Genomic DNA, 25,872 nt, shown 5'->3' with positions numbered 1-25,872 from the left:
AATATATAGTCAGCGCTATGCTGCATTACTTACCTGTCTTACCTTCCTTACGACGGACATATTCGTCAACATAACGAATACCTTTACCCTTGTAAGGTTCTGGTGGGCGAACGGCGCGAATCTTCGCGGAAAATTCACCGACAACTTGTTTACTAATACCACTAATTGTGATTTCAGTGTTTGATGGAACTTCTACTTTAATGCCTTTAGGTGCATCCATTTCAACTGGGTGTGAGTAGCCTACGTTTAAGACTAACTTAGTACCTTTAAGTTGTGCACGATAACCAACACCGATCAGTGACAATTTCTTAGAATAGCCTTCTGTTACACCGATAATCATGTTGTGCAAGTTTGCACGCATAGTACCGTGTAAAGCTTTATAAGAATCATTTGGACGATCAAGTTTGATTTCTTGACCTTCTTGTTTGATTGTAATTGCTGGATCAAAGTGTCGAGTTAATTCACCTTTAGGGCCTTTAACTGTATAATTCTCGCCTTCATTTGTAACTGTTACATTTTCAGGCAAGTCTATAGCTTTATAACCAATACGACTCACTTAATAACACCTCCTCGAATTACCAAATATAAGCTAATACTTCGCCGCCGACGTTCTTTTGGCGAGCTTCTTTATCTGTAATAATACCAGTAGAAGTAGAGATAATAGCGATACCTAAACCATTTAAGACCTTAGGTACGTCATCAGCTTTAACATAACTTCTTAGACCTGGTTTTGAAATACGTTTTAAACCTGTGATAACACGTTCGTCATTTTTACCATATTTTAAGAAAATGCGAATGACGCCTTGTTTATCATCTTCAATTACTTCGTAATCACGGATGAAACCTTCACGCTTCAAGATTTCAGTTAAAGCTGTTTTAACTCTAGATGCAGGAACATCTAAAGAATCATGTCTAACCATGTTTGCATTACGGATACGTGTTAAGTAATCAGCAATCGGATCAGTAAGAGACATATTGCGTTTCCTCCTTTTATTTGAATTTTACCAACTTGCTTTTTTCATGCCAGGAATTTGACCTTTATGAGCTAACTCACGTAGGCAAACACGGCATAATTTAAATTTGCGATAAACAGAATGAGGACGGCCGCAACGTTCACAACGAGTGTATTCTTGAGTAGAATATTTAGCCGGTCTCTTATTCTTTGCAACTAGAGATTTTTTAGCCAATGTGGAACCTCCCTATTTAGCGAATGGCATACCGACTTTTTTAAGAAGTTCTAAGCCTTCTTCATCAGTATTTGCAGTTGTTACGATAACAACATCTAAGCCACGGACTTTTTCAACTTTATCATAATCGATTTCTGGGAAAATCAATTGTTCTTTGATACCTAATGTATAATTACCACGACCATCAAATGACTTAGCACTGACACCATGGAAATCACGAACGCCTGGTAAGGAGACATTGATCAACTTGTCTAAGAAGTCCCACATACGTTCACCACGCAAAGTTACTTTGGCGCCGATGGCCATACCTTCACGCAAACGAAAACCCGCAATAGATTTCTTAGCGCGGGTAATCAATGGTTTTTGCCCAGAGATTAATGTTAATTCATCAACAGCGCGATCTAAGTTTTTAGAGTTAGATACGGCATCGCCAACACCCATGTTCAAAACGATTTTTTCAATCTTAGGTGTTTGCATTACTGATGTATAATTGAATTTTTCCATTAATGCTGGTGTAATTTCTTTATTATATTTCTCTTTTAAACGGTTTTCCATTTAAATTTTGTCCTCCTTTCGATATTAATCGATTTGTTCACCAGAACGTTTCGCAACGCGGACTTTTTTGCCATCTACGTCTTTAAAGCCGATACGTGTTGGTTTGTTATCTTTAGGGTCTAATAATTGCACGTTAGAAACGTGAATTGCTGCTTCAACATCAGCAATACCACCATCTGGATTAGCGTTAGAAGGTTTTTCATGTTTTTTGATCATGTTGATACCTTCTACAATGACGCGATCCTTTTTAGGTAAAACCTTAGTAACAGTGCCTTCTTTACCTTTATCTTTACCGCTGATAACACGGACTTTATCGCCGGTTTTAATATACATTCACCTGACACCTCCATATCTGTTAAGGTTTATACGATTAAAGAACTTCTGGAGCTAATGAGACAATCTTCATGAAATCATTGTCACGTAGTTCACGTGCGACTGGGCCAAAGATACGAGTGCCTCTTGGGCTTTTATCGGCGTTAATAATAACAGCTGCATTTTCATCAAAACTGATATAAGAGCCATCGGTACGACGCGCACCTGACTTAGTGCGAACGATAACTGCTTTTACGACATCGCCTTTTTTGACAACGCCACCTGGTGTTGCTTGTTTAACTGTAGCAACGATAATATCACCAATGTTGGCGAACTTACGGCCAGAGCCACCTAAAACCTTAATTGTTAAGATTTCACGAGCACCAGAGTTGTCTGCGACTTTCAAACGACTTTCTTGTTGAATCACTTGTGCAGCCTCCCTTCATTAAAATTACAATGTAACAGATTTCTCAACAATTCCTAGTAAACGGAAGCGTTTGAGTTTGGACAATGGTCGAGTTTCCATGATACGAACAACATCGCCGATTTTAGCTTCGTTATTTTCATCATGTACATAATACTTTTTAGAATAGCGTACACGTTTGCCGTACGTTGGATGTGTTTTGTAAGTTTCAACAACAACTGTGATAGTCTTATCTGTCTTATCAGAAACGACACGACCTTGATAGACTTTACGATTATTACGTTTAGTATCTGTTTCGCTCAAAATTTCTCGCTCCTTTCGCGTTTACTTATTGATTTCTTGTTGTTTCAAGACTGTCTTAATTCTTGCAATATTTTTACGAACTTGTTTCAATCTTGCAGTGTTTTCCAATTGGCCAGTGGCTTGCTGGAAATGCAAGTTGAAAAGTTCTTCTTTATATTCTTTTTCTTTGGCAAGCATTTCGTCAGCGGTTAATTGTTTGATATCTTTAGCCTTCATCTGATTCGCCACCTACTTCCTCACGCTTAACAAATTTTGTTCTGATTGGTAATTTGTTTGAAGCTAAGCGTAATGCTTCACGAGCAGTTTCTTCTGAGACACCAGCAATTTCAAACATAATTTTTTCACGTTTTACTGGTGCTACCCAACCTGCTGGTGCACCTTTCCCGGAACCCATACGTACACCAACGCCTTTAGCAGTGTATGACTTATGAGGGAAAATTCTAATCCAGATTTTACCACCACGTTTAGTATATCTTGTCATGGCGATACGTGCAGCTTCGATTTGACGGTTAGTAATCCAGTGAGATTCTAAAGCTTGTAAGCCGTATTCACCGAAATTAACTTCTTTGCCACCTTTGGCAGCACCGCGCATCTTACCACGAAATTCACGACGGTATTTCACACGCTTTGGTACTAGCATTATCGTTTTCCTCCTTCCGTTGTGTTTGTAGGTTTGTCAGGTAAAATTTCACCCCGGTAGATCCAAGTTTTAACACCTAATTTACCATAAGTTGTTGCAGCTTCTTGCCAAGAGTAATCAATATCAGCACGTAATGTATGCAAAGGTACAGTACCTTCTGTATGCCATTCTTTACGCGCAATATCAGCACCATTTACACGGCCTGAAATTTGAATCTTGATCCCTTTAGCGCCAGAACGAATTGTTCTTTGGATAGCTTGTCTTTGTGCACGACGGAAAGCAACACGTGCTTCTAATTGACGTGCAACGCCTTCGCCTACAAGCTTAGCATCTAAATCAGGTTTTTTAATTTCAATAATGTTGATATGAACTTTACGACCTGTTAAATTGTTTAATTCTTTCCGTAGGTTTTCTACTTCAGAACCACCTTTACCAATTACCATACCAGGTTTAGCAGTGTGGATAGAAATATTAACACGGTTAGCAGCACGTTCGATTTCTACTTGTGATACAGAAGCATCGATCAAACGCTTTTCAATATATTTACGGATTCTTAGATCTTCGTGAAGGAAAGTTGCAAAATCTTTTTCTGCGTACCATTTTGCATCCCAGTCACGGATGACGCCGACACGGAAGCCGATTGGATTAATCTTTTGTCCCAAGTTATTCCCTCCTTAGTCTTCTTTTTCTGATACTACCACTGTAACGTGGCTTGTACGTTTATTAATTGGTGATGCTGAACCTTTAGCACGAGGACGGAACCGTTTTAAAGTTGGGCCTTCGTTTACGTAAGCTTCACTAACGTATAGGTTTTCTGCATCCAAGTCAAAGTTGTGTTCAGCATTTGCGATAGCTGATTGTAACACTTTTTTGACGATTGGAGAAGCACCACGTGGTGTAAAATCTAAAATAGCAATTGCTTCTGCTACGTTTCTTCCACGAATCGTATCGATTACAAGACGAGCTTTACGAGGAGCGATGCGGACCGTTTTAGCAGTTGCTATAGCTGATGTAACTTGATCTGCCATTTATATATCTCCCTTCTTATCTTGCTGACGTTTTCTTATCGTCAGTTCCATGACCGTGGAACGTACGTGTAGGTACAAATTCACCTAATTTATGACCAACCATGTCTTCTTGAACATAAACAGGAACGTGTTTTCTCCCGTCATAAACAGCGATGGTATAACCAATAAAACTAGGGAAAATTGTTGAACGACGTGACCATGTGCGGATAACTGTCTTTTTTTCTTGATCAGCTTGTGCATCGACCTTTTTCAAAAGATGAGCATCAGCGAATGGTCCTTTTTTAAGGCTACGACCCATTATGAAACCTCCTTATTTAATAAGCTAATAACTGAAATACTAATTATTTAGTACGATGACGTACGATGAATTTCTCTGATTTAGCCTTAGCATTACGTGTCTTCTTACCAAGTGTCTTCTTGCCCCATGGTGATAATGGAGAAGGACGACCGATTGGTGCTTTACCTTCACCACCACCGTGTGGGTGATCGTTAGGGTTCATAACAGAACCGCGGACTGTAGGACGAATACCCATCCAACGTTTACGACCTGCTTTACCAATGTGGATTAATTCATGTTGTTCATTACCAACTTCACCGATTGTAGCGCGGCAAGTAGATAAGATCATCCGAACTTCACCAGAAACTAAACGAATTAATGTATATTTACCTTCGTTGCCTAATACTTGTGCAGAAGTACCAGCAGAACGAATTAATTGGCCACCCTTGCCTGGTTTTAATTCAATGTTATGAATTAATGTACCAACAGGAATATTTGAAAGTGGTAAAGCGTTACCTGGTTTGATATCTGCATCAGGACCAGAAACGATCTTATCACCAACGTTTAAACCTTTAGGTGCTAAAATGTATGCTTTCACACCGTCTTCATAATGGATCAAAGCGATGTTTGCTGTTCTATTTGGATCATATTCGATTGCATTTACGTGTCCGATAACATTATCTTTCAAGCGTTTAAAATCGATAATACGATATTTTTGTTTATGTCCCCCGCCACGATGACGAACTGTAATATGTCCGTGTGCGTTACGGCCAGCTGTATGACTTTGTGATTCTAATAAAGACTTTTCAGGTGTTGTCTTTGTGATTTCAGCGAAATCAGAAGCAGTCATATTACGGCGGCCGTTTGTGGTTGGTTTATATTTAATAATTGCCACTGAACGTCCCTCCTAGTTAATTAATCTTCGAAAATCTTAATTGGTTCTGAATCGGCAGTTAAAGTTACGATCGCCTTGCGACGTCTGTTTGTGTAACCTTCGTAACGGCCAACGCGCTTTTTCTTAGGATGAACATTCATAATATTAACTTTAAGAACCTTTACGCCAAAGATTTCTTCAATTGCTTTACGGACTGCAACTTTATTTGCATCCTGAGCAACATCAAAAGTATATTTGCGATCATCCATTGCATTCATTGAAGCTTCGGTAACAACCGGGCGCTTAATAATGTCTCTAGCTGTCATTATGCAAGCACCTCCTCAATCTTATCTAATGCTTTTTTAGTCAAAACTAATTTGTTATTGTTTGCAACATCTAATACGTTTAATTGATCTGCAGCTAATACTGAAACACCTTCGATGTTACGTGCAGATAAAGCAACGTTTTCGTTATCAGCTTCAATAGCCAATAAAACTTTACCGCTTAACTTCAAGTTGTTTAATACTGCTGTAAATTCTTTTGTTTTTGGTGCATCTAATGCTAATTCATCAACAACGATTAAATCACCATCAAGCACTTTTTGAGAAAGAACAGATTTGATAGCTAAACGACGAACTTTTTTGTTCAAGCGGTAGCTATAATCTCTTGGTGTTGGGCCAAATACGACACCACCACCACGCCATTGTGGTGAACGGATAGAACCTTGACGTGCACGGCCTGTCCCTTTTTGACGCCATGGCTTACGACCACCACCGCGAACGGCAGATCTATTCTTTGTAGAATGTGTGCCTTGACGTTGACCAGCGCGTTGCATCAAGATTGCATCAAAAACCACGTTGTTGTTAGGTTCAATACCGAAAATGGCATCTTTCAACTCAACTGTTCCGTTTTCAGAACCATCTTGTTTGAATAATGTTACGTTTGACATAATTAGCCTCCTTCCTTATTTTTACTTATCGCCTTTAATAGCGTTTTTGATTGTAACGTAAGCATGTTTAGCACCTGGTACGTTACCTTTGATTAAGATTGCATTCTTGTCAGTATCAACACGAACGATTTCTAAGTTTTGCATTGTTACTTTGTTATTACCCATACGACCTGGTAATGGTTTGCCCTTAAACACTCGGTTAATGACAGCGCCCATTGAACCAGGTACACGGTGATAACGAGAACCGTGGGTTTCAGGTCCACGTGATTGGTTATTTTTCTTAATGTTACCTTGGTAACCATGACCTTTGGTGATACCAGTGACATCTACGATATCGCCTGCTTCAAAGGTGTCGACCTTAACTTCGTCACCAACTGTGTAATCCCCTAGCTCGACATCTCTGATTTCTTTAATGAAGCGCTTAGGGGTCGTGTTTGCTTTTGCTACATGACCTTTAGCAGGTTTGTTTGACAAAATATCGCGCTTGTCGTCAAAGCCTAATTGGATCGCTTCATAGCCATCACTTTCAACTGTTTTAACTTGTAAAACAATATTAGGTTCAGCTTCGATAACAGTAACAGGAATTAATTCGCCATTGTCGCTAAATACTTGTGTCATACCTACTTTTTTGCCTAAGATTCCTTTTCTGGTCATGAGTACACCTCCATATATGTTGTATTTTTAATTATAATTTGATTTCAATGTCTACGCCGCTTGGTAAGTCTAACTTCATTAAAGCATCAACTGTTTTTGGCGTTGGATTGATGATATCAATCAAGCGTTTGTGTGTCCGCATCTCGAATTGTTCCCGAGAATCTTTGTATTTATGTGGTGCACGGATCACAGTGTATAACGTTCTTTCAGTAGGCAATGGAATTGGACCAGAAATTGCAGCCCCAGTTCTTTGAGCCGTTTCAACAATCTTATCAGCAGATTGATCAAGAATACGGTGTTCATATGCCTTCAAACGAATACGAATTTTTTGTTTTGCCATTGTGTTACCTCCTTCGTCTATTATCATGAGTAGACTAGCTCTGTGAAAATTTCCAACCACCCGTGGCAATGTATCCGGGCGTGTCGCAACCTTTCACGTCTTAGCTAATCCCCTATTCTCTAAATAGGGGGTGCTACTTATACTAAAATCAGCACTTTTTTTATTTTACTTGAAAAGGGCTAAAATTACAAGCTCTTTTTTATATTCTTTTAAAATTGACAGTTATCCTTTAAACCGTTATGGTTAATTCAAAAAAATTGAGGTGTTGTTTATGTCTAATCCCCGAGCACTACTGATTATTGATTATACAAATGATTTCGTTGCCGATAAGGGCAGCTTAACCTGTGGCTTACCTGGTCAAAAAATTGATGCGTTCATCGCTCAACGTGCTCAGACCTATTTAGCTCAAAACGATTTTGTTTATTTACCAACAGACTTACACCAAGCTCATGATAGCTATCATCCCGAAAGTAAATTATTCCCGCCCCATAACTTGGCCGATACTTGGGGACGCGCATTATACGGCAAAACCGGTGCGTGGTTCCAAGCGCATCAAACCAGCGATCATGTTCAAGCTTTTGCCAAAACACGCTACAATGCGTTCACAGGCACTGACTTAGATCTGCTGCTGCGGACACGACATATTACTGAAATTGAACTTGTCGGTGTCTGTACAGACATTTGCATTTTGCACACGGCTATTGGCGCCTACGACTTAGGTTATCAATTGACCATCCCTAAAGCCGGTGTGGCCACCTTTAATCCGCAAGGTCATCTCTGGGCCTTGGATCATTTTAAAAACGTTCTTGGCGCAACCGTTTTAGAATAACGGATTATTTTTTAAATTGCAACTAAAAAGGCTCAATCATTTTGAGGATCTCCTCAGCATGATTGAGCCTTTCTATATTATATAGAAGAAAAAGTAAAATTATTCAGTTTCCTGAGTAATTATCCAGCGTTACCGCCGTTTTTCTTGATGATTTCTTCTTGGATAGACTTAGGTACAGCTTCATAATGATCAAATGTCATTGTGAAAGTCCCACGGCCTTGTGTTGCAGAACGTAAAGTAGTTGCATAACCGAACATTTCTGATAATGGTACAAAGGCATTAACTACTTGGGCATTCCCACGTGCTTCCATACCTTCGACACGGCCACGACGTGCAGTAACTTGGCCCATAACATCACCTAAATATTCTTCAGGGGCAACGACTTCAACTTTCATAAGTGGTTCTAAGATAACAGCGCCAGCGCCTTTAGCGGCATTACGCAAAGCGATTGATGCTGCAACTTTGAAGGCCGCTTCAGAGGAATCGACTTCATGGTAAGAACCATCATATAAACGAGCCTTGATATCGATTAATGGATAGCCGGCTAAGACACCATTATCCATAGATTCTTTCAAGCCTTGTTCTACAGCTGGAATATATTCTCTAGGAACAACCCCACCGACAATGGCGTTTTCAAATTCAAAGCCTTTGCCTTCTTCGTTTGGTGTGAATTCAATCCAAACATCACCATATTGACCTTTACCACCAGATTGGCGTACAAACTTACCTTGAGCAGAAGTTTGTTTTGTGAAGGTTTCACGGTAAGCAACTTGTGGTTCACCGACTTTAGCGGCAACCTTAAATTCACGTTTCATACGGTCAACCATGATATCCAAGTGCAATTCACCCATACCAGCGATTAAAGTTTCACCAGTTTCAGGGTTTGTTTCAGCTCTGAAAGTTGGATCTTCTTCAGCAAGTTTTTGTAAGGCGTTATCTAACTTGTCACGGTCTTCTTTAGAGTTTGGTTCGATGGAAACTTGAATAACTGGTTCAGGAATTTCCAAAGATTCCAAAATCAATGGGTGGTTAATGTCTGTTAAAGAATCCCCAGTTGTTGTATTCTTCAAGCCGATCGCAGCAGCGATATCACCAGAGAATACTTCTGGAATTTCTTGACGGTGATTGGCGTGCATTTGTAGCAAACGACCAACACGTTCTCTTGTATCTTTAGAAGCGTTCAAGACATATGAACCAGATTCCAAAGTACCAGAGTAAACCCGGATGTAAGTTAAACGACCAACAAATGGGTCTGTTGCAACTTTAAATGCTAAAGCAGCAAAGTCTTTGTCATCGCCAGCGATCAAGTCAACATCTTCACCAGTTTCAGGATCAGTTGCATGATATGGTCTTACATCTAATGGGGATGGCAAGAAGTCAACAACGGCATCCATTAACATTTGAACCCCTTTGTTCTTAAATGCAGAACCTGCAAGAACAGGGAAGAATTTCAAATCAATTGTTGCCTTACGGATAGCAGCCTTTAATTCGTCGATACTAATATCGGCACCTTCAAGGTATTTATCCATAATTTCATCATCAACATCAGCAATAGCTTCTACTAATTCTTGACGACGTTTTGTAGCTTCTTCTTTGTATTCATCAGGAATATCAACTGTATCCCATTGTGTACCTAATTCGTCTTCATCATACAAATCGGCTTTCATTTCAAGTAAGTCAATGACCCCTTCAAAATCGTCTTCAGCACCGATTGGCATTTGAATGGCATGTGCATTAGCTTGTAGACGATCGTGTAATGTACTTACAGAATAGTCAAAGTTAGCGCCCATCTTATCCATTTTATTAACAAAAACTAAACGTGGTACGCCATAAGTTGTAGCTTGACGCCAAACGTTTTCAGTTTGTGGTTCAACACCAGATTGTGCATCTAAAACCGTAATAGAACCATCTAACACACGTAAAGAACGTTCAACTTCCATTGTGAAGTCCACGTGCCCTGGTGTATCGATGATATTGATACGTGTATCTTTCCATTGCGCTGTTGTAGCTGCAGATGTGATTGTGATCCCACGTTCTTGTTCTTGAACCATCCAGTCCATTTGGGAAGCCCCTTCGTGGGTTTCACCAATTTTATGAATTTTACCTGTATAGTAAAGAATCCGTTCAGTAGTTGTTGTCTTACCAGCATCGATGTGGGCCATGATACCGATGTTACGTGTTTTTGCCAGCGAGAATTCACGGGTATTTGCCATGAAACAGTTTGCTCCTCTCATAAACAAGGCTACTATAGAAATAATTGTCTATAATAGCCATTAGAAATTTAAAATTACCAGCGATAGTGGGCGAAGGCACGGTTGGCATCTGCCATCTTGTGCGTATCTTCGCGTTTTTTAACAGCTGCACCAGTGTTGTTAGCAGCATCCATGATTTCGTTAGCTAAACGTTCGTCCATAGTGTGTTCACCACGTAAACGTGCATAACTAACGATCCAACGTAAGCCTAAAGTTGTCCGACGTTCAGGGCGAACTTCGATTGGTACTTGATAGTTAGAACCACCGATACGGCGTGCTTTAACTTCAAGAACAGGCATAACGTTCTTCATAGCTTGTTCAAAAACTTCTAAAGGTTCGTTACCTGTTTTTTCTTTGATGATGTCAAAAGCATCATATAAAATTGTGGAAGCAGTACCACGCTTACCATCAATCATTAAACGGTTAATTAAACGACTTACTAATTTTGAGTTGTACATTGGATCTGGCAAAACGTCGCGTTGTGCGATATGACCTTTTCTTGGCATTTTATAACCTCCTAGAATTTATAGTGTTTTATTTTTTCGGTCTCTTAGTCCCGTATTTTGAACGACTTTGCATACGATCAGTAACGCCGGCAGTGTCTAATGCACCACGAACGATATGATAACGCACACCAGGTAAGTCTTTGACACGGCCACCACGAATTAAGACAACACTATGTTCTTGTAAGTTATGGCCAATCCCAGGAATGTAAGCTGTGACTTCGATCAAGTTTGAAAGACGTACACGGGCATATTTACGTAAAGCTGAGTTTGGTTTCTTAGGTGTCATTGTGCCGACACGAGTGGCAACCCCACGTTTTTGTGGTGCAGGGTTTTTAACCATTGATTTTTTCATACTATTGTAGCCAAAGTTTAAAGCAGGTGAATCAGACTTACTAGTCCGGCTCTTGCGACCATGGCGTACTAATTGATTAACTGTAGGCATTAATTATCCTCCTCAAGAATTTGCCACCTCTAAGATGCGTTTAAGTCCACACATCCAGGTGTTCTTTTTTTAAGCAAAAAAATAAGCAATAAATTGCATTGATGGCTTCACTGTCAGCCAGCACGTTATTATCTAATAAAATATTAACACTGCACAGAAAAGTACCTAAATCAATATACCAGTAACTCTAAGCTCTGTCAACTCTCTATTCAACAAATTCCTACCAAAAATTACGGCACTTTTTGCGTAATGTCCTTTATCTAATAGCGAGGAGAATTTATTTTGATTTATTTTATTTTGTTTCTGATTGGCAGCAGTACTTGTTCCTTTTTGACGTGCATCGCCCAACGTTGGCCCCAACGTAGTGCTTTAACCGGTCGTTCCTGTTGCGATACTTGCGGGAAAACTTTAAAAGTTTGGCAGCTTTTGCCTGTCCTAGGATTTTTAATTCAACGCGGCCGGTGTTATTTTTGCAAACAAAAAATAGATCCTGTTTTTTGTTTGAGTGAGCTGATCTGTGGCGGTGTTTTTATAGAACTTTATTGGCTAAACCTCACAAACAGTTTGCTGGTTGTGATGCTGATTTATAGCTGGTTTTTTATTTTAGTTCTATTAAGTTTGATGGATCATTTCTATCAATTTATCTTTCCTATTTTACTGTTACCATTGCTACTCAGTGGCTTTGGGTTAACGGCGCTACCATGGACAGCCAAAGACTTATTAGGTCTCATTATTTTCAGCACCAGCCTGAGTGTCTTCGCTTATTATACCCACAGCTTAGGTTGGGGCGATGTAGAATTATTGATTGTTATCACCGTTGTCTTTGGGTTTAAAATGGTCACTTTTACGTTGTTTTTTGGTTCTGGTCTAGCGCTTTTAGTGAGTATTCATTTAATTTTACAGCGCCGTTTTAAACAGCAGCGTTTGGCATTTTATCCTTATTTATCACTGGGTTTGTTTATAAGTTATGTTATTTTGTAACTGAATCAACCCCAAAAAAATAAGCGGTTTGCCTCACTTAAAATGAGGCAAACCGCTTATTTTAGTAATTAATCTTCTTTATCAGCGTGCAATTGTTTTTCCAAATCAGAGATGGAATAAACATTTTCAGAAGTTGCGCCGACTGTTTGTGGTTCCATATGACGATACTTAGACATGCCGGTCCCGGCAGGAATAATCTTACCGATAATGACATTTTCCTTCAAACCAACTAATGGGTCATTCTTACCGCGAATAGAGGCATCCGTCAAGACACGTGTTGTTTCTTGGAAGGAAGCAGCGGATAAGAAACTGTTGGTTTCCAGAGAAGCCTTAGTAATCCCTAATAGTACTGGACGACCAGTCGCTGGGATACCACCATTGATCAAAGTATCATGGTTTTGAGCTGTGAAATCTGCAATGTCTAGCAATGTACCTGGCAAGATTTCCGTATCACCTGGATCTAAGACCCGAATTTTACGTAACATTTGCCGTACCATTACTTCGATATGCTTATCACTGATTTCTACCCCTTGCATACGGTAAACTTTTTGAACTTCACTTAGCAAGTAGTTTTCAGTAGAAATTTCATCACGGACTTTAATTAATTGTTTAGGATCAATTGAACCACCTGTTAATTTATCCCCACGTTCAATATGGTCGCCTTCTGCAACGACAATATTAGAAACGTACGGCACACTATAAGTTCTAGTGTCTGTTCGGCCTTCAATCGTAATTTCACGGGTATGTTCTGCTGGATTTTCATCCACAGCAGTGACTTCCCCAGTAACTTCAGTAATATTTGATAACCCTTTAGGATTCCGGGCTTCAAAAATTTCTTGGACACGGGGTAACCCTTGTGTAATATCTTCGCCGCCAGCAACACCGCCGGTATGGAAGTTACGCATTGTTAATTGTGTCCCGGGTTCGCCGATAGATTGGGCAGCAACTGTACCAACTGCTTCACCGACTTCAACTTCTTGACCAATTGCCAAGTTACGGCCGTAACATTTCTTGCAGACACCATGTTTTGTATTACATGTGAAGACAGAACGAATGGTAACCGTTGTTACGCCAGCATCCACAATCTTTTGTGAAATATCTTCAGTCATTAATTGATTCCGACCAATAATTTCTTCGCCAGTTTCTGGATCAAAGACAGACTTCATTGTATAACGGCCAACCAAACGATCATATAATGGTTCGATCATTTCGTTACCTTCACGGATCGCACTAACTTCTAAGCCGCGATCTGTGCCACAGTCTTCTTCACGGACAATAACGTCTTGGGCCACATCAACTAAACGACGTGTCAAGTAACCAGAATCGGCAGTCTTCAAGGCTGTATCGGTCATCCCTTTACGAGCCCCGTGGGTACTCATAAACATTTCCATAACGGATAAACCTTCACGGAAGTTTGAAGTAACAGGGACTTCCATCATCCCACCGTTAGGCGCAGCCATCAAACCACGCATCCCAGCTAATTGCGTAAAGTTAGAGATATTCCCCCGGGCACCGGAGTCACTCATCATTGAGATAGGGTTAGAAGCATCAAAACCATCTACTAATTTTTGTTGGATGTCATCTTTGGCATCGTTCCAAATACTAATTACCCGATTATGACGTTCTTCATCAGTAATCAAACCACGACGGAATTGTTTAGAAACTGTTGAAACCTTCTTATGCGCTTCGTCAACAATATCGCCTTTTTCAGCAACGGTTGGGACATCGGCAACACCGACAGTTAATCCAGAATGGGTACAAATTGTGTAACCCAATTCTTTCATATCATCCAACAATTCTGAAGTTCGTTGTACTTTATAAACTTTGAAGACTTGGGCAATAATGTCACTTAAAAAGCCCTTCTTAAATGGTGGAATCAAAGCTTCATTTGCAATTTTGTCTTCAATGTTTTCCCCGTTGGCCACGATATATTCATCAGGAACACCGTTAACCAAGTTATTATTTGTTGGTTCATTCAAATAAGGGAAGTCTGCTGGCAAGATCTTGTTAAAGATTACTTTACCAACAGAGGTAATCATAACACTTTCACGTTGTGCTTCTGCAAAAGGCTTTTCAGGCATACCAGCAATTGATAGACCAATAATAGAATGCAAGTGCACTGTTCCATTACGATAAGCCATTTCAACTTCATTGGCATCCTTGAAGATCATCCCTTGACCTTCGCGGTTCTTTTCTTCAAGTGTTAAATAGTAGTTCCCTAAAACAACGTCTTGAGATGGGGTAACAATTGGTTTCCCGTCTTTAGGTGCCAAAATATGATGGGCTGCAAGCATCAACATCCGTGCTTCTGCTTGTGCTTCATCGGATAAAGGCACGTGGACAGCCATTTGGTCCCCGTCAAAATCGGCATTATAGGCTTCACAAGCTAATGGATGCAACCGAATAGATTTACCATCTACTAGGACTGGTTCAAAAGCTTGGATCCCTAATCTATGCAACGTTGGTGCCCGGTTTAATAGTACTGGACGTTCTTTGATAACGTCTTCTAGTACATCCCAAACATCATCATCTTGACGTTCAATTTTACGTTTTGCATTCTTGATATTAGACGCAATTTCGCGTTTAACCAATTCACGCATTACGAAAGGTTTGAACAATTCCAAAGCCATTTCACGAGGTAACCCACATTGATAGAACTTCAATGTTGGGCCAACGTCGATAACAGAACGACCAGAATAGTCCACCCGTTTCCCTAATAAGTTTTGACGGAAACGACCTTGTTTCCCTTTTAACATATGGGATAGAGATTTTAATGGTCGGTTCCCTGGTCCAGTAACTGGACGGCCACGACGCCCATTATCGATTAAAGCGTCAACGGCTTCTTGAAGCATCCGTTTTTCGTTTTGCACGATGATGTTTGGTGCCTTTAAGTCCAGCAAACGTTTCAAACGATTATTACGGTTAATTACCCGACGGTATAAGTCGTTCAAATCACTCGTTGCAAACCGGCCACCTTCAAGTTGAACCATTGGCCGCAAATCAGGCGGAATAACCGGAATACATTCCATAACCATCCATTCTGGTTTGTTGCCGCTCTTGCGGAAAGCATCCAAAATATCTAGGCGATGGATAGCCCGAATCCGTTTTTGACCTTGAGCTGTCTTTAATTCTTCTTTTAGTGTTTTAACTTCTTTTTCTAAATCAACATCTTGCAGCAATTCTTTGATCGCTTCAGCGCCCATTTTAGCATTGAAAGCTTTGCTGCCATATTGTTCTAATTTGTCCCGATATTCGCGTTCTGTTAATAACTGTTTCTTTTCTAAAGCCGTATCTCCAGAATCAATCACAACATAAGAAGCAAAATAAATGATTTCTTCCAATGCTCTAGGGCTCATGTCTAAGACAAGACCCATCCGGCTTGGAATCCCTTTGAAGTACCAAATATGTGAAACAGGTGCTGCTAATTCAATGTGACCCATCCGTTCACGACGCACTTTAGAACGTGTTACTTCAACACCACAACGATCACAGACAATACCCTTATAACGAATCCGCTTGTACTTACCACAAGCACATTCCCAGTCTTTTGTTGGGCCGAAAATACGTTCATCAAACAAACCATCACGTTCTGGCTTTAAAGTCCGATAGTTGATTGTCTCTGGTTTTTTAACTTCACCGTAGGACCAACTGCGAATTTTGTTAGCGGAAGCTAATCCGATTTGCATACTTTCAAATTTATTGACGTCTATCAATGGCCGACCTCCTAATTTATTTGACGGTGTTTTTTACTTTTGGTCGTTATCCGCCTTGGCAGCCGCTTTAGCAGCTTCTTCCTTAGCTTTCTTTTCTTCTTGTTCTTTAGCGTATTTTGTCAATGCATCCACATTGGAAACATCATCGTCTTCGTCATCCATATCCCGAAGTTCGATTTCAGCTTTGTCTGCATCTAACACTTTCATATCTAAGCCTAAAGATTGTAATTCCTTAACTAAAACTCGGAAGGATTCCGGTACGCCTGGTTTTGGAATTGGCTCGCCTTTAACGATCGCTTCATAGGTCTTAACCCGACCCACAACGTCATCTGACTTATAAGTTAAGATTTCTTGAAGGGTATAAGCTGCCCCATAAGCTTCAAGTGCCCAAACTTCCATTTCACCAAAACGCTGGCCCCCAAATTGTGCTTTACCACCTAAAGGCTGTTGCGTTACTAATGAGTATGGGCCGATAGAACGTGCATGCAACTTGTCATCAACCATATGGGCTAATTTCATGTAATACATGACCCCAACTGAGACACGGTTATCAAATGGTTCCCCGGTACGACCGTCATAAAGAATGGTCTTACCATCAGAAGCCATCCCTGCTTCTTTAACAGTCCGCCACAAATCATCTTCACGGGCACCATCAAAGACAGGTGTTGATACATGAATGCCTAAGTTTCTAGCAGCCATGCCTAAATGCAATTCCAAGACTTGACCAATGTTCATCCGTGATGGTACGCCCATTGGGTTCAATAGGATATCAACCGGTGTCCCATCAGGTAAGAATGGCATGTCTTCTTCAGGAACAACGATTGAAACCGTCCCTTTATTCCCGTGACGACCGGCCATTTTATCGCCGACTTGAATTTTACGTTTTTGCGTGATGTAAACCCGAACCATCATATTGACACCAGGTGATAATTCATCCCCAGCTTCACGGGTAAAGATTTTAACATCTTGAATGATCCCGCCGCCACCATGAGGCACACGTAATGAAGTATCTCGAACTTCACGGGCTTTTTCACCAAAAATGGCATGCAATAGACGTTCTTCAGCAGATAATTCAGTAACCCCTTTAGGTGTTACTTTACCAACTAAAATATCGCCGTCCCGAACTTCAGCACCAATTCGGATAATCCCAAATTCGTCTAAGTTCTTCAATGCATCTTCACCAACGTTAGGAATTTCACGGGTGATTTCTTCAGGGCCTAATTTAGTGTCTCGTGCTTCAGATTCGTATTCTTCAATATGGATTGAAGTATAGACATCTTCTTTAACTAAACGTTCAGATAAAACGATCGCATCTTCAAAGTTATACATATTCCAAGTCATGAAGGCAATCAATGGGTTTTGGCCTAAAGCTAATTCCCCATTTTCCATAGATGGACCATCTGCGATAATCTCGCTCTTGTCCACCCGATCGCCAGCCTTGACGATTGGCCGTTGGTTATAACTCTTACCACCGTTAGAACGACGGAACTTCATTAATCTATAATCATCAACAGAGCTGTCATCCCGACGAATACGAATTGTTTTAGCATCAACATATTCAACAGTACCAGGTTCTTTAGCTAACATTGCTGTCCCAGAATCATGGGCAGCGACATATTCCATCCCAGTCCCAACAAGTGGGGCATGTGGATTAACCAATGGAACGGCTTGACGTTGCATATTTGCACCCATCAAGGCCCGGTTGGAGTCATCGTTTTCCAAGAAAGGAATACATGCGGTTGCCACGGCAACTACTTGTTTTGGTGAAACGTCCATGTAATCCACACGTTCTGGTGTTGTTTCAATGTTGTCATCTTTGTAACGTGCTAACACACGTTGATCTTGGAAACTACCATCATCATTTAATGGTGAGTTGGCTTGGGCAACGATGTAAGCATCTTCTTCATCGGCCGTTAAATAGTCGATTTTGTCCGTTACTTTATGGTCTGTCCAAGAAACCCGTCGATAAGGGGTTTCAATGAAACCATACTTATTGACAACGGCATAACTGGCCAAACTGTTAATTAACCCAATATTAGGGCCTTCAGGGGTTTCAATTGGGCACATCCGACCATAATGGGTATAATGCACGTCCCGGACTTCATAACCGGCACGATCCCGTGTCAAACCACCAGGGCCTAAGGCAGATAGACGCCGTTTATGGGTCAATTCACCTAACGGATTGGTTTGATCCATGAATTGAGACAATTGAGAAGATCCGAAGAATTCCTTAATTGAAGCAACAACAGGTCTGATATTAATCAATTGTTGCGGTGTTACTGTAGAAGTATCTTGAATAGACATTCTTTCACGGACAACCCGTTCCATTCTAGAAAGACCAATTCTAAATTGATTCTGCAATAATTCACCGACAGAACGAATCCGACGATTACCTAAGTGATCGATATCATCCGTAGAACCGATACCTTCTTGTAAATTAAAGAAGTAATTCATAGATGCCAAAATATCAGCCGGAATAATATGTTTCACTTTTGGATCAATGTGGCCGTTACCAATAACATTGACAACTTGATCCAAATTCTTTTTAGAATAAACTTTAATAATTTGTAATATTACAGGATCTGTCAAAACACCTTCATCATTAGCTTGGAAAGTATAAGTTTTGAAATCGTCCCGTTCTAAATAATCACTTAATTTATCCATTACTTGGCGATCAATTTCGTCACCCTTTTGGGCAATTATTTCACCAGTATCTGGATCAGCCAAAGTTTCAGCAAGCACTTGACCCATTAAGCGTGTTTTTAAATTTAATTTCTTATTGATCTTATAACGACCAACTGACGCTAAATCATAGCGCTTTGGATCGAAGAAACGCGCATATAGCAAGGACCGTGAACTATCCGCAGTCTTTGGTTCGCCAGGGCGAAGACGTTCGTAAATATCTTTTAAGGCTTCTTCAGTTCTAGAATCTTCATTATTTTTATGAACATCTTTTTCCAAAGTCAGCATTAAAGATTCATTTTCACCAAAAATATCAATGATTTCAGAATCTGAACCAAAACCTAAGGCACGGATTAATTCACTCATTGGAATCTTACGTGTCCGATCAATACGAACGTAAGAAATCCGCTTTGCGTCCGTTTCATATTCTAGCCAAGCCCCTCGGTTAGGGATCACAGTTGTACCGTACATTGTCCGGCTATTTTTATCAATTTCAGAATTGAAGTAAACCCCAGGTGAACGTACTAATTGTGAGACGATAACCCGTTCAGCCCCGTTGATAATAAATGTCCCTTGTTCCGTCATCAATGGGAAGTCCCCAAAGAAAACATCTTGTGTCTTAATTTCACCAGTTTCATGGTTCGTTAATTTTAAGGTGACATGTAACGGTGCAGAGTAGTTGGCGTCATGCTGACGTGCTTCCTCCACCGTATATTTAGGTTCCAAAAGTTGATAGTCTACAAATTCTAGTGATAAGTTACCTGCAAAGTCATCGATTGGCATGATGTCGTCAAACATCTCACGCAAACCTTCATCTAAAAACCATTGATAGGAATTCGTTTGAATTTCAATCAAATTTGGCAATTCCAAAACTTCTTTAATTCGTGCGAAGCTTCTACGCGTGCGGTGTTTGCCGTAATTTACTAAGTGTTCTGCCAAATCATTCACCCTTTCTTCGAAGTTCATGGCCCGCTATTTTGTTAAATTATTAAGATTTGTTTAAGAAAATAAAAAATAACGGTTTTTGAGCAAAAAAAAACCAAAAACAGCTAAAACCTTTTAACTATTTTTGTTTTTATATGAAGACCGCTATGGACAATAGATCACAGCAGCCTTTGCTTACCTACCACAGTTATATAAATCAGATAATAGTATATAATTATTTCTTTACAATGTCAAATGCTTAATTCGTCACTTTAACATTAGCCTTTACTTCCTTAGCTCGGATGAAGTCCCCCGGATGTACGGGATAAGGGCAATGGAAATGGACTGTCTGCATTGCATGGGGTGCCCGTTGAATATCGTGATGCCATTCATCCGTTAAATCTGTCACCGTTTGCCGATAGTGCGTAAAGTTAGGCCCATAAAATTCAATTTTATCGCCAATACCAAAGTTATTACGTTGCTGTACTGTTACAATCTGTTGATCACGATCATAGCTTAACACTTGGCCGATAAATTTATAATGCGGCTGTTGCCGTCTTGGACCAAATAACTCGTCATCTTCTGTTGGTGTCCCAAAGTAAAAACCAGTGGACATTTCCCGTTGTGCCACTTTCCACAATTCGTCCACCAATTCTGGATCCATTTGATAGTTTACCGGATCCGCACAGTAATCTGCCACCGCTTTATGATAAACATTAGCAACAGTTGAAACATAATGCACTGTCTTCATCCGGCCTTCAATTTTAAGACTATTTACCCCAGCGTCAATTAGTTCCGGAATGTGCTCAATCATTGACATATCTACCGCACTCATTGAGAAATCTTCAATTTCACCATCTTGATTTTTGCCCAGGGTCGTTTGTTTCTCACCTAAAGTTGGCATTTCAAACAGATCATAGCGCCAACGGCAATTTTGCGCACAACCGCCACGATTAGCATCCCGTAAGCCCATATGATTGGATAAAACGCAACGCCCAGAGTACCCGATACACATTGCGCCATGGACAAAGGCTTCAATTTGAATATCTGTATGCTTTCTGATCTCTTTAATTTCAGCTAAACCCACTTCTCGAGCCAAGACAATACGCTCCAAGCCTTCATCTTTCCAGAAGTTTAAAGTTTCCCAATTCGTTGCTGAAGCTTGTGTGGATAGATGCACCGCTAAGCCAGGCGCCTGGGTAATTGCAATTTCGATTAATGACGGATCTGATACAATCACCGCATCAATGCCATTATCCCGAACTTCTCTGAAATAAGCGCCAGCACCTTCTAAATTGCCTTCATGGGCCACAATATTAGCGGCAACATAAACTTTTGCGTGGTGAGCATGGGCATAAGTTGCGCCCTCAGCCATTTCTTCAAAAGAAAAATTTCCGGCTCTAGATCGCAAACCATACGCATCGCCGCCGATATAAACGGCATCGGCACCATAATCAATTGCGACTTTTAACTTTTCCATTGTTCCAGCAGGTGCTAGAACTTCTGGTTTATTTTCTATCATGTAAACACCTCATTATTTCACGTCATCAGGATCAATATCAAAGAATCCTGTATCTACTGCCCGATTTGCCGGTTGATTTTGTTGGACAAGTTCATCTAACTGCAAACATTGCGCCGCCGTAAGCTGGCCTTGTTCAAAGCTTGTTCGTGCGGTATCAAACGCTTTAGCGATCGTTACAAAACCAGTTTCGTCCGCATACAAGCCATCTAAGAACCAATGATTAATTGGTAATTGCGCAACTTTCAAAATTCTTGGCATTAAATCCACATCATTATTGGCAAAAACATGGGTACCATTAATATCTTCATAAATGGCATAATGGCTCTCCGGTTTACGAGGCTCTGAAATAAACAGCCCCTTTTCCCGATCCAATTTATCTTGATGCGCCTGAACAAAATTAAAATAGTTGGTCAATAATGGCCGACCGGATTGATGAATGGCTGCCGCACCGTAAACTAATAATTGAATTGGTGCCTTCAAATTTGGTACTAATTGCTGTAATTCCTGATAAGGCACCTCATTAGCAATCACCGCACCGGCTGCACCGTGCTGATGCCAAAAGTTAACCTGTCTGGCATTAGTTACAAGATCAGCGCTATCATACCAATAATCTAAAGCGATTTGATTCTTTTGTAAAATCCGGATTGCCCCGGGATCACCAATCGTCACCCGATCTACTTTTTCAGCAGCTAAGAACTCTAAATAGTTTTGCACATTTACAATTCGATCGTTGTGGAAAATAGCATTGACAGCAACCACTATTTTTTTGTTTTGACTGTGGACAAGTTGAATCAGTTCAGTGAGTTCTGAACGCTCAAAACTATGGGGTAAGCGCAGTCCGAAATAATCTTCCCCGGCATATATGGTATCAATACCAGCCTGCATCAGTGCTGTTGCTTGTTGCAATGAAGCTGGGCTCGCAATAAGTTCTATCATAAACTAAGGACTCCTAATTGAATTTTATACTAAAATTAACACATCTTATCCACAATAACACGATTTCTTATTAAAAAATAGGGAAATACCTAAAAAAACAGCCCCGGAATAAAATCAAATTTTATTCACAGGTGCTGTTTATAATAGATTGTATTTTAAGATTTCACTTTATCCACATCTTCAGAATTATTGTCTTCAGCTTTAGGTTCTTTTACTGAGACCGTAATTTTACCTTTAGAAGCACCGATGGTAATACTATCGCCACTCTTAATCTGCCCCGTCAACAACGATTCACTGATGCGATCTTCAATCTGCGTTTGAATAGCCCGGCGAATTGGCCGTGCCCCATAAGTTGGGTCAAAACCTGCTGCCGCAACAGCATCCAACGCTGCGTTTGTAATTTTTACTTTAATTGTCTGTTCTGCCAAGCGTTTCACAACCGTCTTAGACATAATCTTAACAATTTGCCGTAATTCCGCTTTATCTAGAGAATGGAAGACAACTGTTTCGTCGATCCGATTTAAGAACTCTGGCCGGAAGAAGCGTTTCATTTCTTCCAGAATCCGACTACGCATTGCTGTGTAGTCTTGTCCAGCAGCCTTGGCACCAAAACCGACTGATTTTTCGTCTCGAAGTGCGGTTGCACCTAAGTTAGACGTCAAAATCAAAATTGTATTTCTGAAGTCAACGCGCCGGCCTTTGGCATCCGTCAAATAACCATCATCTAATACTTGCAATAGCACATTAAAAATATCGGGATGGGCTTTTTCAACTTCATCAAATAAGACAACTGAATAAGGCTTGTTCCGAACTTTTTCGGTTAATTGACCACCTTCATCATAGCCGACATAACCTGGAGGGGAACCAATAAGCCGTGAAGTTGTATATTGTTCTTGATATTCAGACATATCTACTCGAATAATATTATCTTCAGAGCCAAAAACAGCTTCGGCTAAAGCTTTAGCTAATTCTGTTTTCCCGACACCAGTTGGCCCTAAGAATAGGAATGACCCAATTGGTCGATTTGGATCCTTCAAGCCACTGCGGGCCCGACGAATCGCCCGTGAAATTGCTGAAATTGCCTCTTCTTGACCAACAACGCGTTTATGCAAAACTTTTTCAAGATTCACTAAACGAGCGCTTTCGCTCTTTTGCATTTGCGTTAATGGGACACCGGTCCATTCAGAAACGACTTGTGCCACATCTTCACCAGTCACTTTGACATCTTTACGAACACCGTCAGATTCATCGTCACTCGTCTCAGCCAATTTTTCTTTAAGCGCCATTTCATCTTCACGATAGTTTGCCGCTTTTTCAAAGTCTTGATTTTCAATAGCTTTTTCTTTTTTGCTAACCAAGTCATCCAATTCTTGTTGCAACTGATCGCTTGGTGACAGATTATCAGCCGCATTTAAGCGAACTTTAGCAGCAGATTCATCGACTAAATCAATCGCCTTATCTGGTAAGAAACGACCGGTAATATATCTAGAAGATAAAACAACGGCTTCGTGTAGTGCTTCGTCCGTTATCGTAACACCATGATGTTCTTCATAACGGCTTCTTAGACCCTTTAAGATCTCTTCAGCTTCTTCAGGTGTTGGTTCATCAACTGTAATTGTTGCAAAACGCCGCTCTAAAGCAGCATCGCGTTCAATATATTTTTGATATTCATCTAGAGTTGTGGCCCCAATTAATTGGAGTTCACCTCTGGCCAAAGCTGGTTTCAAAATATTAGAAGCATCAATGGCCCCTTCAGCACCACCGGCACCAATTAAAGTATGCAATTCATCAATGAACAAGATAACATTGCCATCTTGATAAATCTCATCAATTACTTTTTTCAAGCGGTCTTCAAATTCACCACGATATTTTGTACCGGCTACTAAAGAGCCCATATCCAACATCATCAGCCGTTTATTTTGCATATCAATTGGTACATTATGGTTAATAATTCTTTGGGCTAAACCTTCTGCAATCGCTGTTTTACCAACACCGGGTTCCCCGATCAATACGGGATTGTTCTTTGTCCGGCGGCTCAAGATTTGAATGACTCGACGAACTTCTTTTTCTCGACCAACAACGGGATCCATTCGATTTTCAGAGGCCGCTTGTGTCAAATCTCGTGCCAATGAATCTAGCGTCGGTGTGCCCTTCTTATCAGAATTGCGTTTAGTTGCCGCTGTCCGCCGTTTAATGGTTGCTTCAGAAATCCCCATCTTCTTCAAAAGTACTTGACGGGTCTTAGACAAGCTTAAGCCTAAGTTCGTAATAATTCGAGACGCCAATACATCATCTTCGTGTAATAGTCCTAACAATATATGTTCAGTGCCAATTTTCATCGCACCTAAGCGCTTTGCTTCATCACCAGCGAAGGTCAAAATTTGCTTAGCTTTAGGAGAATAAGGTAAGTAAGTATCCTTTTGACTGGCCGCACTGGCGTTCAATGAGCCATAACCCGTAAAACGTTCAATTTCTTCTTTTACATCTTCTGGCGCAATTGTCAGTTGACGTAACGTTTTACCAGCAACACCATCATTTTCTAAAACAAGTGCTAACAATAAGTGTTCCGTACCCACAGCGTGATGATGGAAATACTTTGCTTGCTCCTGTGCAAGTGCTAAAACATTTTTAGCACTGGGCGTAAATAGATTATCCAAATTTACCCCTCACTTTCATTAGAAAATTAATTCACAACTATACTATTAACTATACCGAATTCATCCACAATATGCGAATTATCTTTCAATATAATTTTAATTTCAAAAAAGAAATTAATCAGTTATTGGTTATCCCTAAGAACAACACTTACTTTTAATAGTTATTCAATTATACATTCACTTCAAATAATTACAAGTCTTTAACTTAAAAATAGTATATTCTGAGAATATTATAGCGATATTAACTTAATAATTAAAGTTATAAAACTGAGTTCATTCAAAAAAAGAGAGCGATCAACGTTAAACTTTGACCGTTCTCTAAGTATGATGCCTATGTTTTGATCCCTAATCGGGAAAACAAGATTTGAACTTGCGACCCCTACGTCCCGAACGTAGTGCTCTACCAAGCTGAGCTATTTCCCGGTAAATGCACAAAAAAAGCGGAAGACGGGATTCGAACCCGCGACCCCCACCATGGCAAGGTGATGTTCTACCACTGAACTACTTCCGCATATTAATTAAATTATTTATTGGATCGGGAAGACAGGATTCGAACCTGCGACCCCCTGGTCCCAAACCAGGTGCTCTACCAAGCTGAGCTACTTCCCGATAAAATGCACCCAGTAGGAGTCGAACCTACAACCTTCTGATTCGTAGTCAGACACTCTATCCAGTTGCGCTATGGGTGCGTATAAATGCCGAGGACCGGAATCGAACCGGTACGGTGATCACTCACCGCAGGATTTTAAGTCCTGTGCGTCTGCCTGTTCCGCCACCCCGGCAAAATAGAAAAGGCATAAAATTTAAAAAAAGCGGAAGACGGGATTCGAACCCGCGACCCCCACCATGGCAAGGTGATGTTCTACCACTGAACTACTTCCGCAT

At 40.4% G+C, this 25,872-nt stretch carries 27 protein-coding genes and 6 tRNA genes; 2 read left to right on the top strand and 31 right to left on the bottom strand.

Features of this window, described 5'->3' with window-relative positions:
* Positions 1-25: 25 nt before the first annotated feature.
* From rplF to rpsJ, 17 genes are read right to left on the bottom strand one after another with little or no spacing between them, the layout of a single operon-like run.
* Complete coding sequence (rplF, locus tag EKM93_RS10665; protein WP_125715579.1) at positions 26-556, bottom strand: 50S ribosomal protein L6; 531 nt, start codon at positions 554-556, stop codon at positions 26-28.
* A gap of 19 nt (positions 557-575) precedes the next feature.
* Positions 576-974 (bottom strand): 30S ribosomal protein S8, encoded by a 399-nt coding sequence (rpsH, locus tag EKM93_RS10660; protein ID WP_125715578.1) that lies wholly within the window; start codon positions 972-974, stop codon positions 576-578.
* A gap of 27 nt (positions 975-1,001) precedes the next feature.
* Positions 1,002-1,187 carry a type Z 30S ribosomal protein S14 gene (locus EKM93_RS10655; RefSeq protein ID WP_125715577.1) on the bottom strand — a complete coding sequence of 62 codons (186 nt, stop codon included), beginning with the start codon at positions 1,185-1,187 and terminating at the stop codon, positions 1,002-1,004.
* A gap of 12 nt (positions 1,188-1,199) precedes the next feature.
* A complete protein-coding gene (gene rplE / locus EKM93_RS10650) occupies positions 1,200-1,742 on the bottom strand; it encodes a 50S ribosomal protein L5 (RefSeq protein ID WP_125715576.1) in 543 nt (180 codons plus the stop codon).
* Between the two features lie 24 nt (positions 1,743-1,766).
* Positions 1,767-2,075, bottom strand: coding sequence for a 50S ribosomal protein L24 (gene rplX / locus EKM93_RS10645; RefSeq protein WP_125715575.1), 309 nt, complete (start codon positions 2,073-2,075; stop codon positions 1,767-1,769).
* A 37-nt stretch (positions 2,076-2,112) separates the two neighbouring features.
* On the bottom strand, positions 2,113-2,481 hold the full coding sequence (rplN, locus tag EKM93_RS10640) for a 50S ribosomal protein L14 (protein WP_125715574.1): 369 nt from the start codon (positions 2,479-2,481) through the stop codon (positions 2,113-2,115).
* Positions 2,482-2,505: 24 nt separating this feature from the next.
* Positions 2,506-2,781, bottom strand: a complete 276-nt coding sequence (gene rpsQ, locus EKM93_RS10635) for a 30S ribosomal protein S17 (protein WP_125715573.1) — start codon at positions 2,779-2,781, stop codon at positions 2,506-2,508.
* A gap of 21 nt (positions 2,782-2,802) precedes the next feature.
* Entirely contained in the window at positions 2,803-2,997 is a 195-nt protein-coding gene (gene rpmC, locus EKM93_RS10630) for a 50S ribosomal protein L29 (protein WP_125715572.1), read from the bottom strand.
* Positions 2,987-3,421 (bottom strand): 50S ribosomal protein L16, encoded by a 435-nt coding sequence (gene rplP, locus EKM93_RS10625; RefSeq protein ID WP_125715571.1) that lies wholly within the window; start codon positions 3,419-3,421, stop codon positions 2,987-2,989. Before rplP ends, rpmC begins: the two co-directional genes overlap by 11 nt.
* Entirely contained in the window at positions 3,421-4,083 is a 663-nt protein-coding gene (rpsC, locus tag EKM93_RS10620) for a 30S ribosomal protein S3 (RefSeq protein ID WP_125715570.1), read from the bottom strand. Before rpsC ends, rplP begins: the two co-directional genes overlap by 1 nt.
* Positions 4,084-4,095: 12 nt before the next feature.
* Positions 4,096-4,449, bottom strand: coding sequence for a 50S ribosomal protein L22 (gene rplV / locus EKM93_RS10615; RefSeq protein ID WP_125715569.1), 354 nt, complete (start codon positions 4,447-4,449; stop codon positions 4,096-4,098).
* A 16-nt stretch (positions 4,450-4,465) separates the two neighbouring features.
* Positions 4,466-4,747 (bottom strand): 30S ribosomal protein S19, encoded by a 282-nt coding sequence (rpsS, locus tag EKM93_RS10610; RefSeq protein ID WP_125715568.1) that lies wholly within the window; start codon positions 4,745-4,747, stop codon positions 4,466-4,468.
* 43 nt (positions 4,748-4,790) lie between these two features.
* Complete coding sequence (gene rplB / locus EKM93_RS10605) at positions 4,791-5,621, bottom strand: 50S ribosomal protein L2 (RefSeq protein ID WP_125715567.1); 831 nt, start codon at positions 5,619-5,621, stop codon at positions 4,791-4,793.
* Between the two features lie 20 nt (positions 5,622-5,641).
* Positions 5,642-5,926, bottom strand: coding sequence for a 50S ribosomal protein L23 (rplW, locus tag EKM93_RS10600; RefSeq protein WP_125715566.1), 285 nt, complete (start codon positions 5,924-5,926; stop codon positions 5,642-5,644).
* Complete coding sequence (gene rplD, locus EKM93_RS10595; RefSeq protein ID WP_125715565.1) at positions 5,926-6,549, bottom strand: 50S ribosomal protein L4; 624 nt, start codon at positions 6,547-6,549, stop codon at positions 5,926-5,928. The genes rplW and rplD overlap by 1 nt, the downstream gene beginning before the upstream one ends.
* Positions 6,550-6,570: 21 nt before the next feature.
* Positions 6,571-7,203 carry a 50S ribosomal protein L3 gene (rplC, locus tag EKM93_RS10590; protein ID WP_125715564.1) on the bottom strand — a complete coding sequence of 211 codons (633 nt, stop codon included), beginning with the start codon at positions 7,201-7,203 and terminating at the stop codon, positions 6,571-6,573.
* A 31-nt stretch (positions 7,204-7,234) separates the two neighbouring features.
* On the bottom strand, positions 7,235-7,543 hold the full coding sequence (rpsJ, locus tag EKM93_RS10585; RefSeq protein WP_125715563.1) for a 30S ribosomal protein S10: 309 nt from the start codon (positions 7,541-7,543) through the stop codon (positions 7,235-7,237).
* A gap of 271 nt (positions 7,544-7,814) precedes the next feature.
* Between rpsJ and EKM93_RS10580 the strand changes: the two genes are divergently transcribed.
* Complete coding sequence (locus EKM93_RS10580; protein ID WP_125715562.1) at positions 7,815-8,372, top strand: cysteine hydrolase family protein; 558 nt, start codon at positions 7,815-7,817, stop codon at positions 8,370-8,372.
* A gap of 119 nt (positions 8,373-8,491) precedes the next feature.
* Here the strand turns inward: EKM93_RS10580 and fusA are convergent, their stop codons facing one another.
* The 3 genes from fusA to rpsL all read right to left on the bottom strand — a co-directional run bounded on the left by fusA (position 8,492) and on the right by rpsL (position 11,572).
* Positions 8,492-10,585, bottom strand: coding sequence for an elongation factor G (fusA, locus tag EKM93_RS10575; RefSeq protein WP_125715561.1), 2,094 nt, complete (start codon positions 10,583-10,585; stop codon positions 8,492-8,494).
* Between the two features lie 74 nt (positions 10,586-10,659).
* Positions 10,660-11,130, bottom strand: a complete 471-nt coding sequence (rpsG, locus tag EKM93_RS10570; protein WP_125715560.1) for a 30S ribosomal protein S7 — start codon at positions 11,128-11,130, stop codon at positions 10,660-10,662.
* Between the two features lie 28 nt (positions 11,131-11,158).
* The gene (gene rpsL / locus EKM93_RS10565; RefSeq protein WP_125715559.1) at positions 11,159-11,572 is read right to left on the bottom strand and encodes a 30S ribosomal protein S12; all 414 of its coding nucleotides are present in this window, start codon (positions 11,570-11,572) and stop codon (positions 11,159-11,161) included.
* 282 nt (positions 11,573-11,854) lie between these two features.
* Here rpsL and EKM93_RS10560 point away from each other — a divergent pair, with 282 nt between their 5' ends.
* On the top strand, positions 11,855-12,553 hold the full coding sequence (locus EKM93_RS10560) for a prepilin peptidase (protein ID WP_164507066.1): 699 nt from the start codon (positions 11,855-11,857) through the stop codon (positions 12,551-12,553).
* 68 nt (positions 12,554-12,621) lie between these two features.
* Here the strand turns inward: EKM93_RS10560 and rpoC are convergent, their stop codons facing one another.
* From rpoC to EKM93_RS10505, 11 genes are all read right to left on the bottom strand, one after another.
* Positions 12,622-16,266 (bottom strand): DNA-directed RNA polymerase subunit beta', encoded by a 3,645-nt coding sequence (gene rpoC, locus EKM93_RS10555; protein ID WP_125715557.1) that lies wholly within the window; start codon positions 16,264-16,266, stop codon positions 12,622-12,624.
* Positions 16,267-16,299: 33 nt separating this feature from the next.
* Positions 16,300-19,887 carry a DNA-directed RNA polymerase subunit beta gene (gene rpoB / locus EKM93_RS10550; RefSeq protein WP_125715622.1) on the bottom strand — a complete coding sequence of 1,196 codons (3,588 nt, stop codon included), beginning with the start codon at positions 19,885-19,887 and terminating at the stop codon, positions 16,300-16,302.
* A 244-nt stretch (positions 19,888-20,131) separates the two neighbouring features.
* A complete protein-coding gene (locus tag EKM93_RS10545; RefSeq protein ID WP_125715556.1) occupies positions 20,132-21,394 on the bottom strand; it encodes a peptidase U32 family protein in 1,263 nt (420 codons plus the stop codon).
* A gap of 12 nt (positions 21,395-21,406) precedes the next feature.
* On the bottom strand, positions 21,407-22,330 hold the full coding sequence (locus tag EKM93_RS10540) for a peptidase U32 family protein (protein WP_125715555.1): 924 nt from the start codon (positions 22,328-22,330) through the stop codon (positions 21,407-21,409).
* 155 nt (positions 22,331-22,485) lie between these two features.
* Entirely contained in the window at positions 22,486-24,987 is a 2,502-nt protein-coding gene (locus EKM93_RS10535; RefSeq protein WP_125715554.1) for an ATP-dependent Clp protease ATP-binding subunit, read from the bottom strand.
* A gap of 349 nt (positions 24,988-25,336) precedes the next feature.
* Positions 25,337-25,410 (bottom strand) — tRNA-Pro (locus tag EKM93_RS10530).
* A gap of 16 nt (positions 25,411-25,426) precedes the next feature.
* A tRNA-Gly gene (locus EKM93_RS10525) sits at positions 25,427-25,498 on the bottom strand.
* A 24-nt stretch (positions 25,499-25,522) separates the two neighbouring features.
* Positions 25,523-25,596, bottom strand: a tRNA-Pro gene (locus EKM93_RS10520).
* 6 nt (positions 25,597-25,602) lie between these two features.
* Positions 25,603-25,676: transfer RNA gene (locus tag EKM93_RS10515), tRNA-Arg, on the bottom strand.
* 7 nt (positions 25,677-25,683) lie between these two features.
* Positions 25,684-25,769: transfer RNA gene (locus EKM93_RS10510), tRNA-Leu, on the bottom strand.
* Positions 25,770-25,798: 29 nt separating this feature from the next.
* Positions 25,799-25,870, bottom strand: a tRNA-Gly gene (locus EKM93_RS10505).
* Positions 25,871-25,872 lie beyond the last annotated feature (2 nt).

This window comes from Agrilactobacillus yilanensis (assembly GCF_003946725.1).
GTDB lineage: Bacteria > Bacillota > Bacilli > Lactobacillales > Lactobacillaceae > Agrilactobacillus > Agrilactobacillus yilanensis.
Note: the sequence above shows the minus strand (reverse complement) of the source record. Positions and strands in the feature narration are given on the sequence as shown.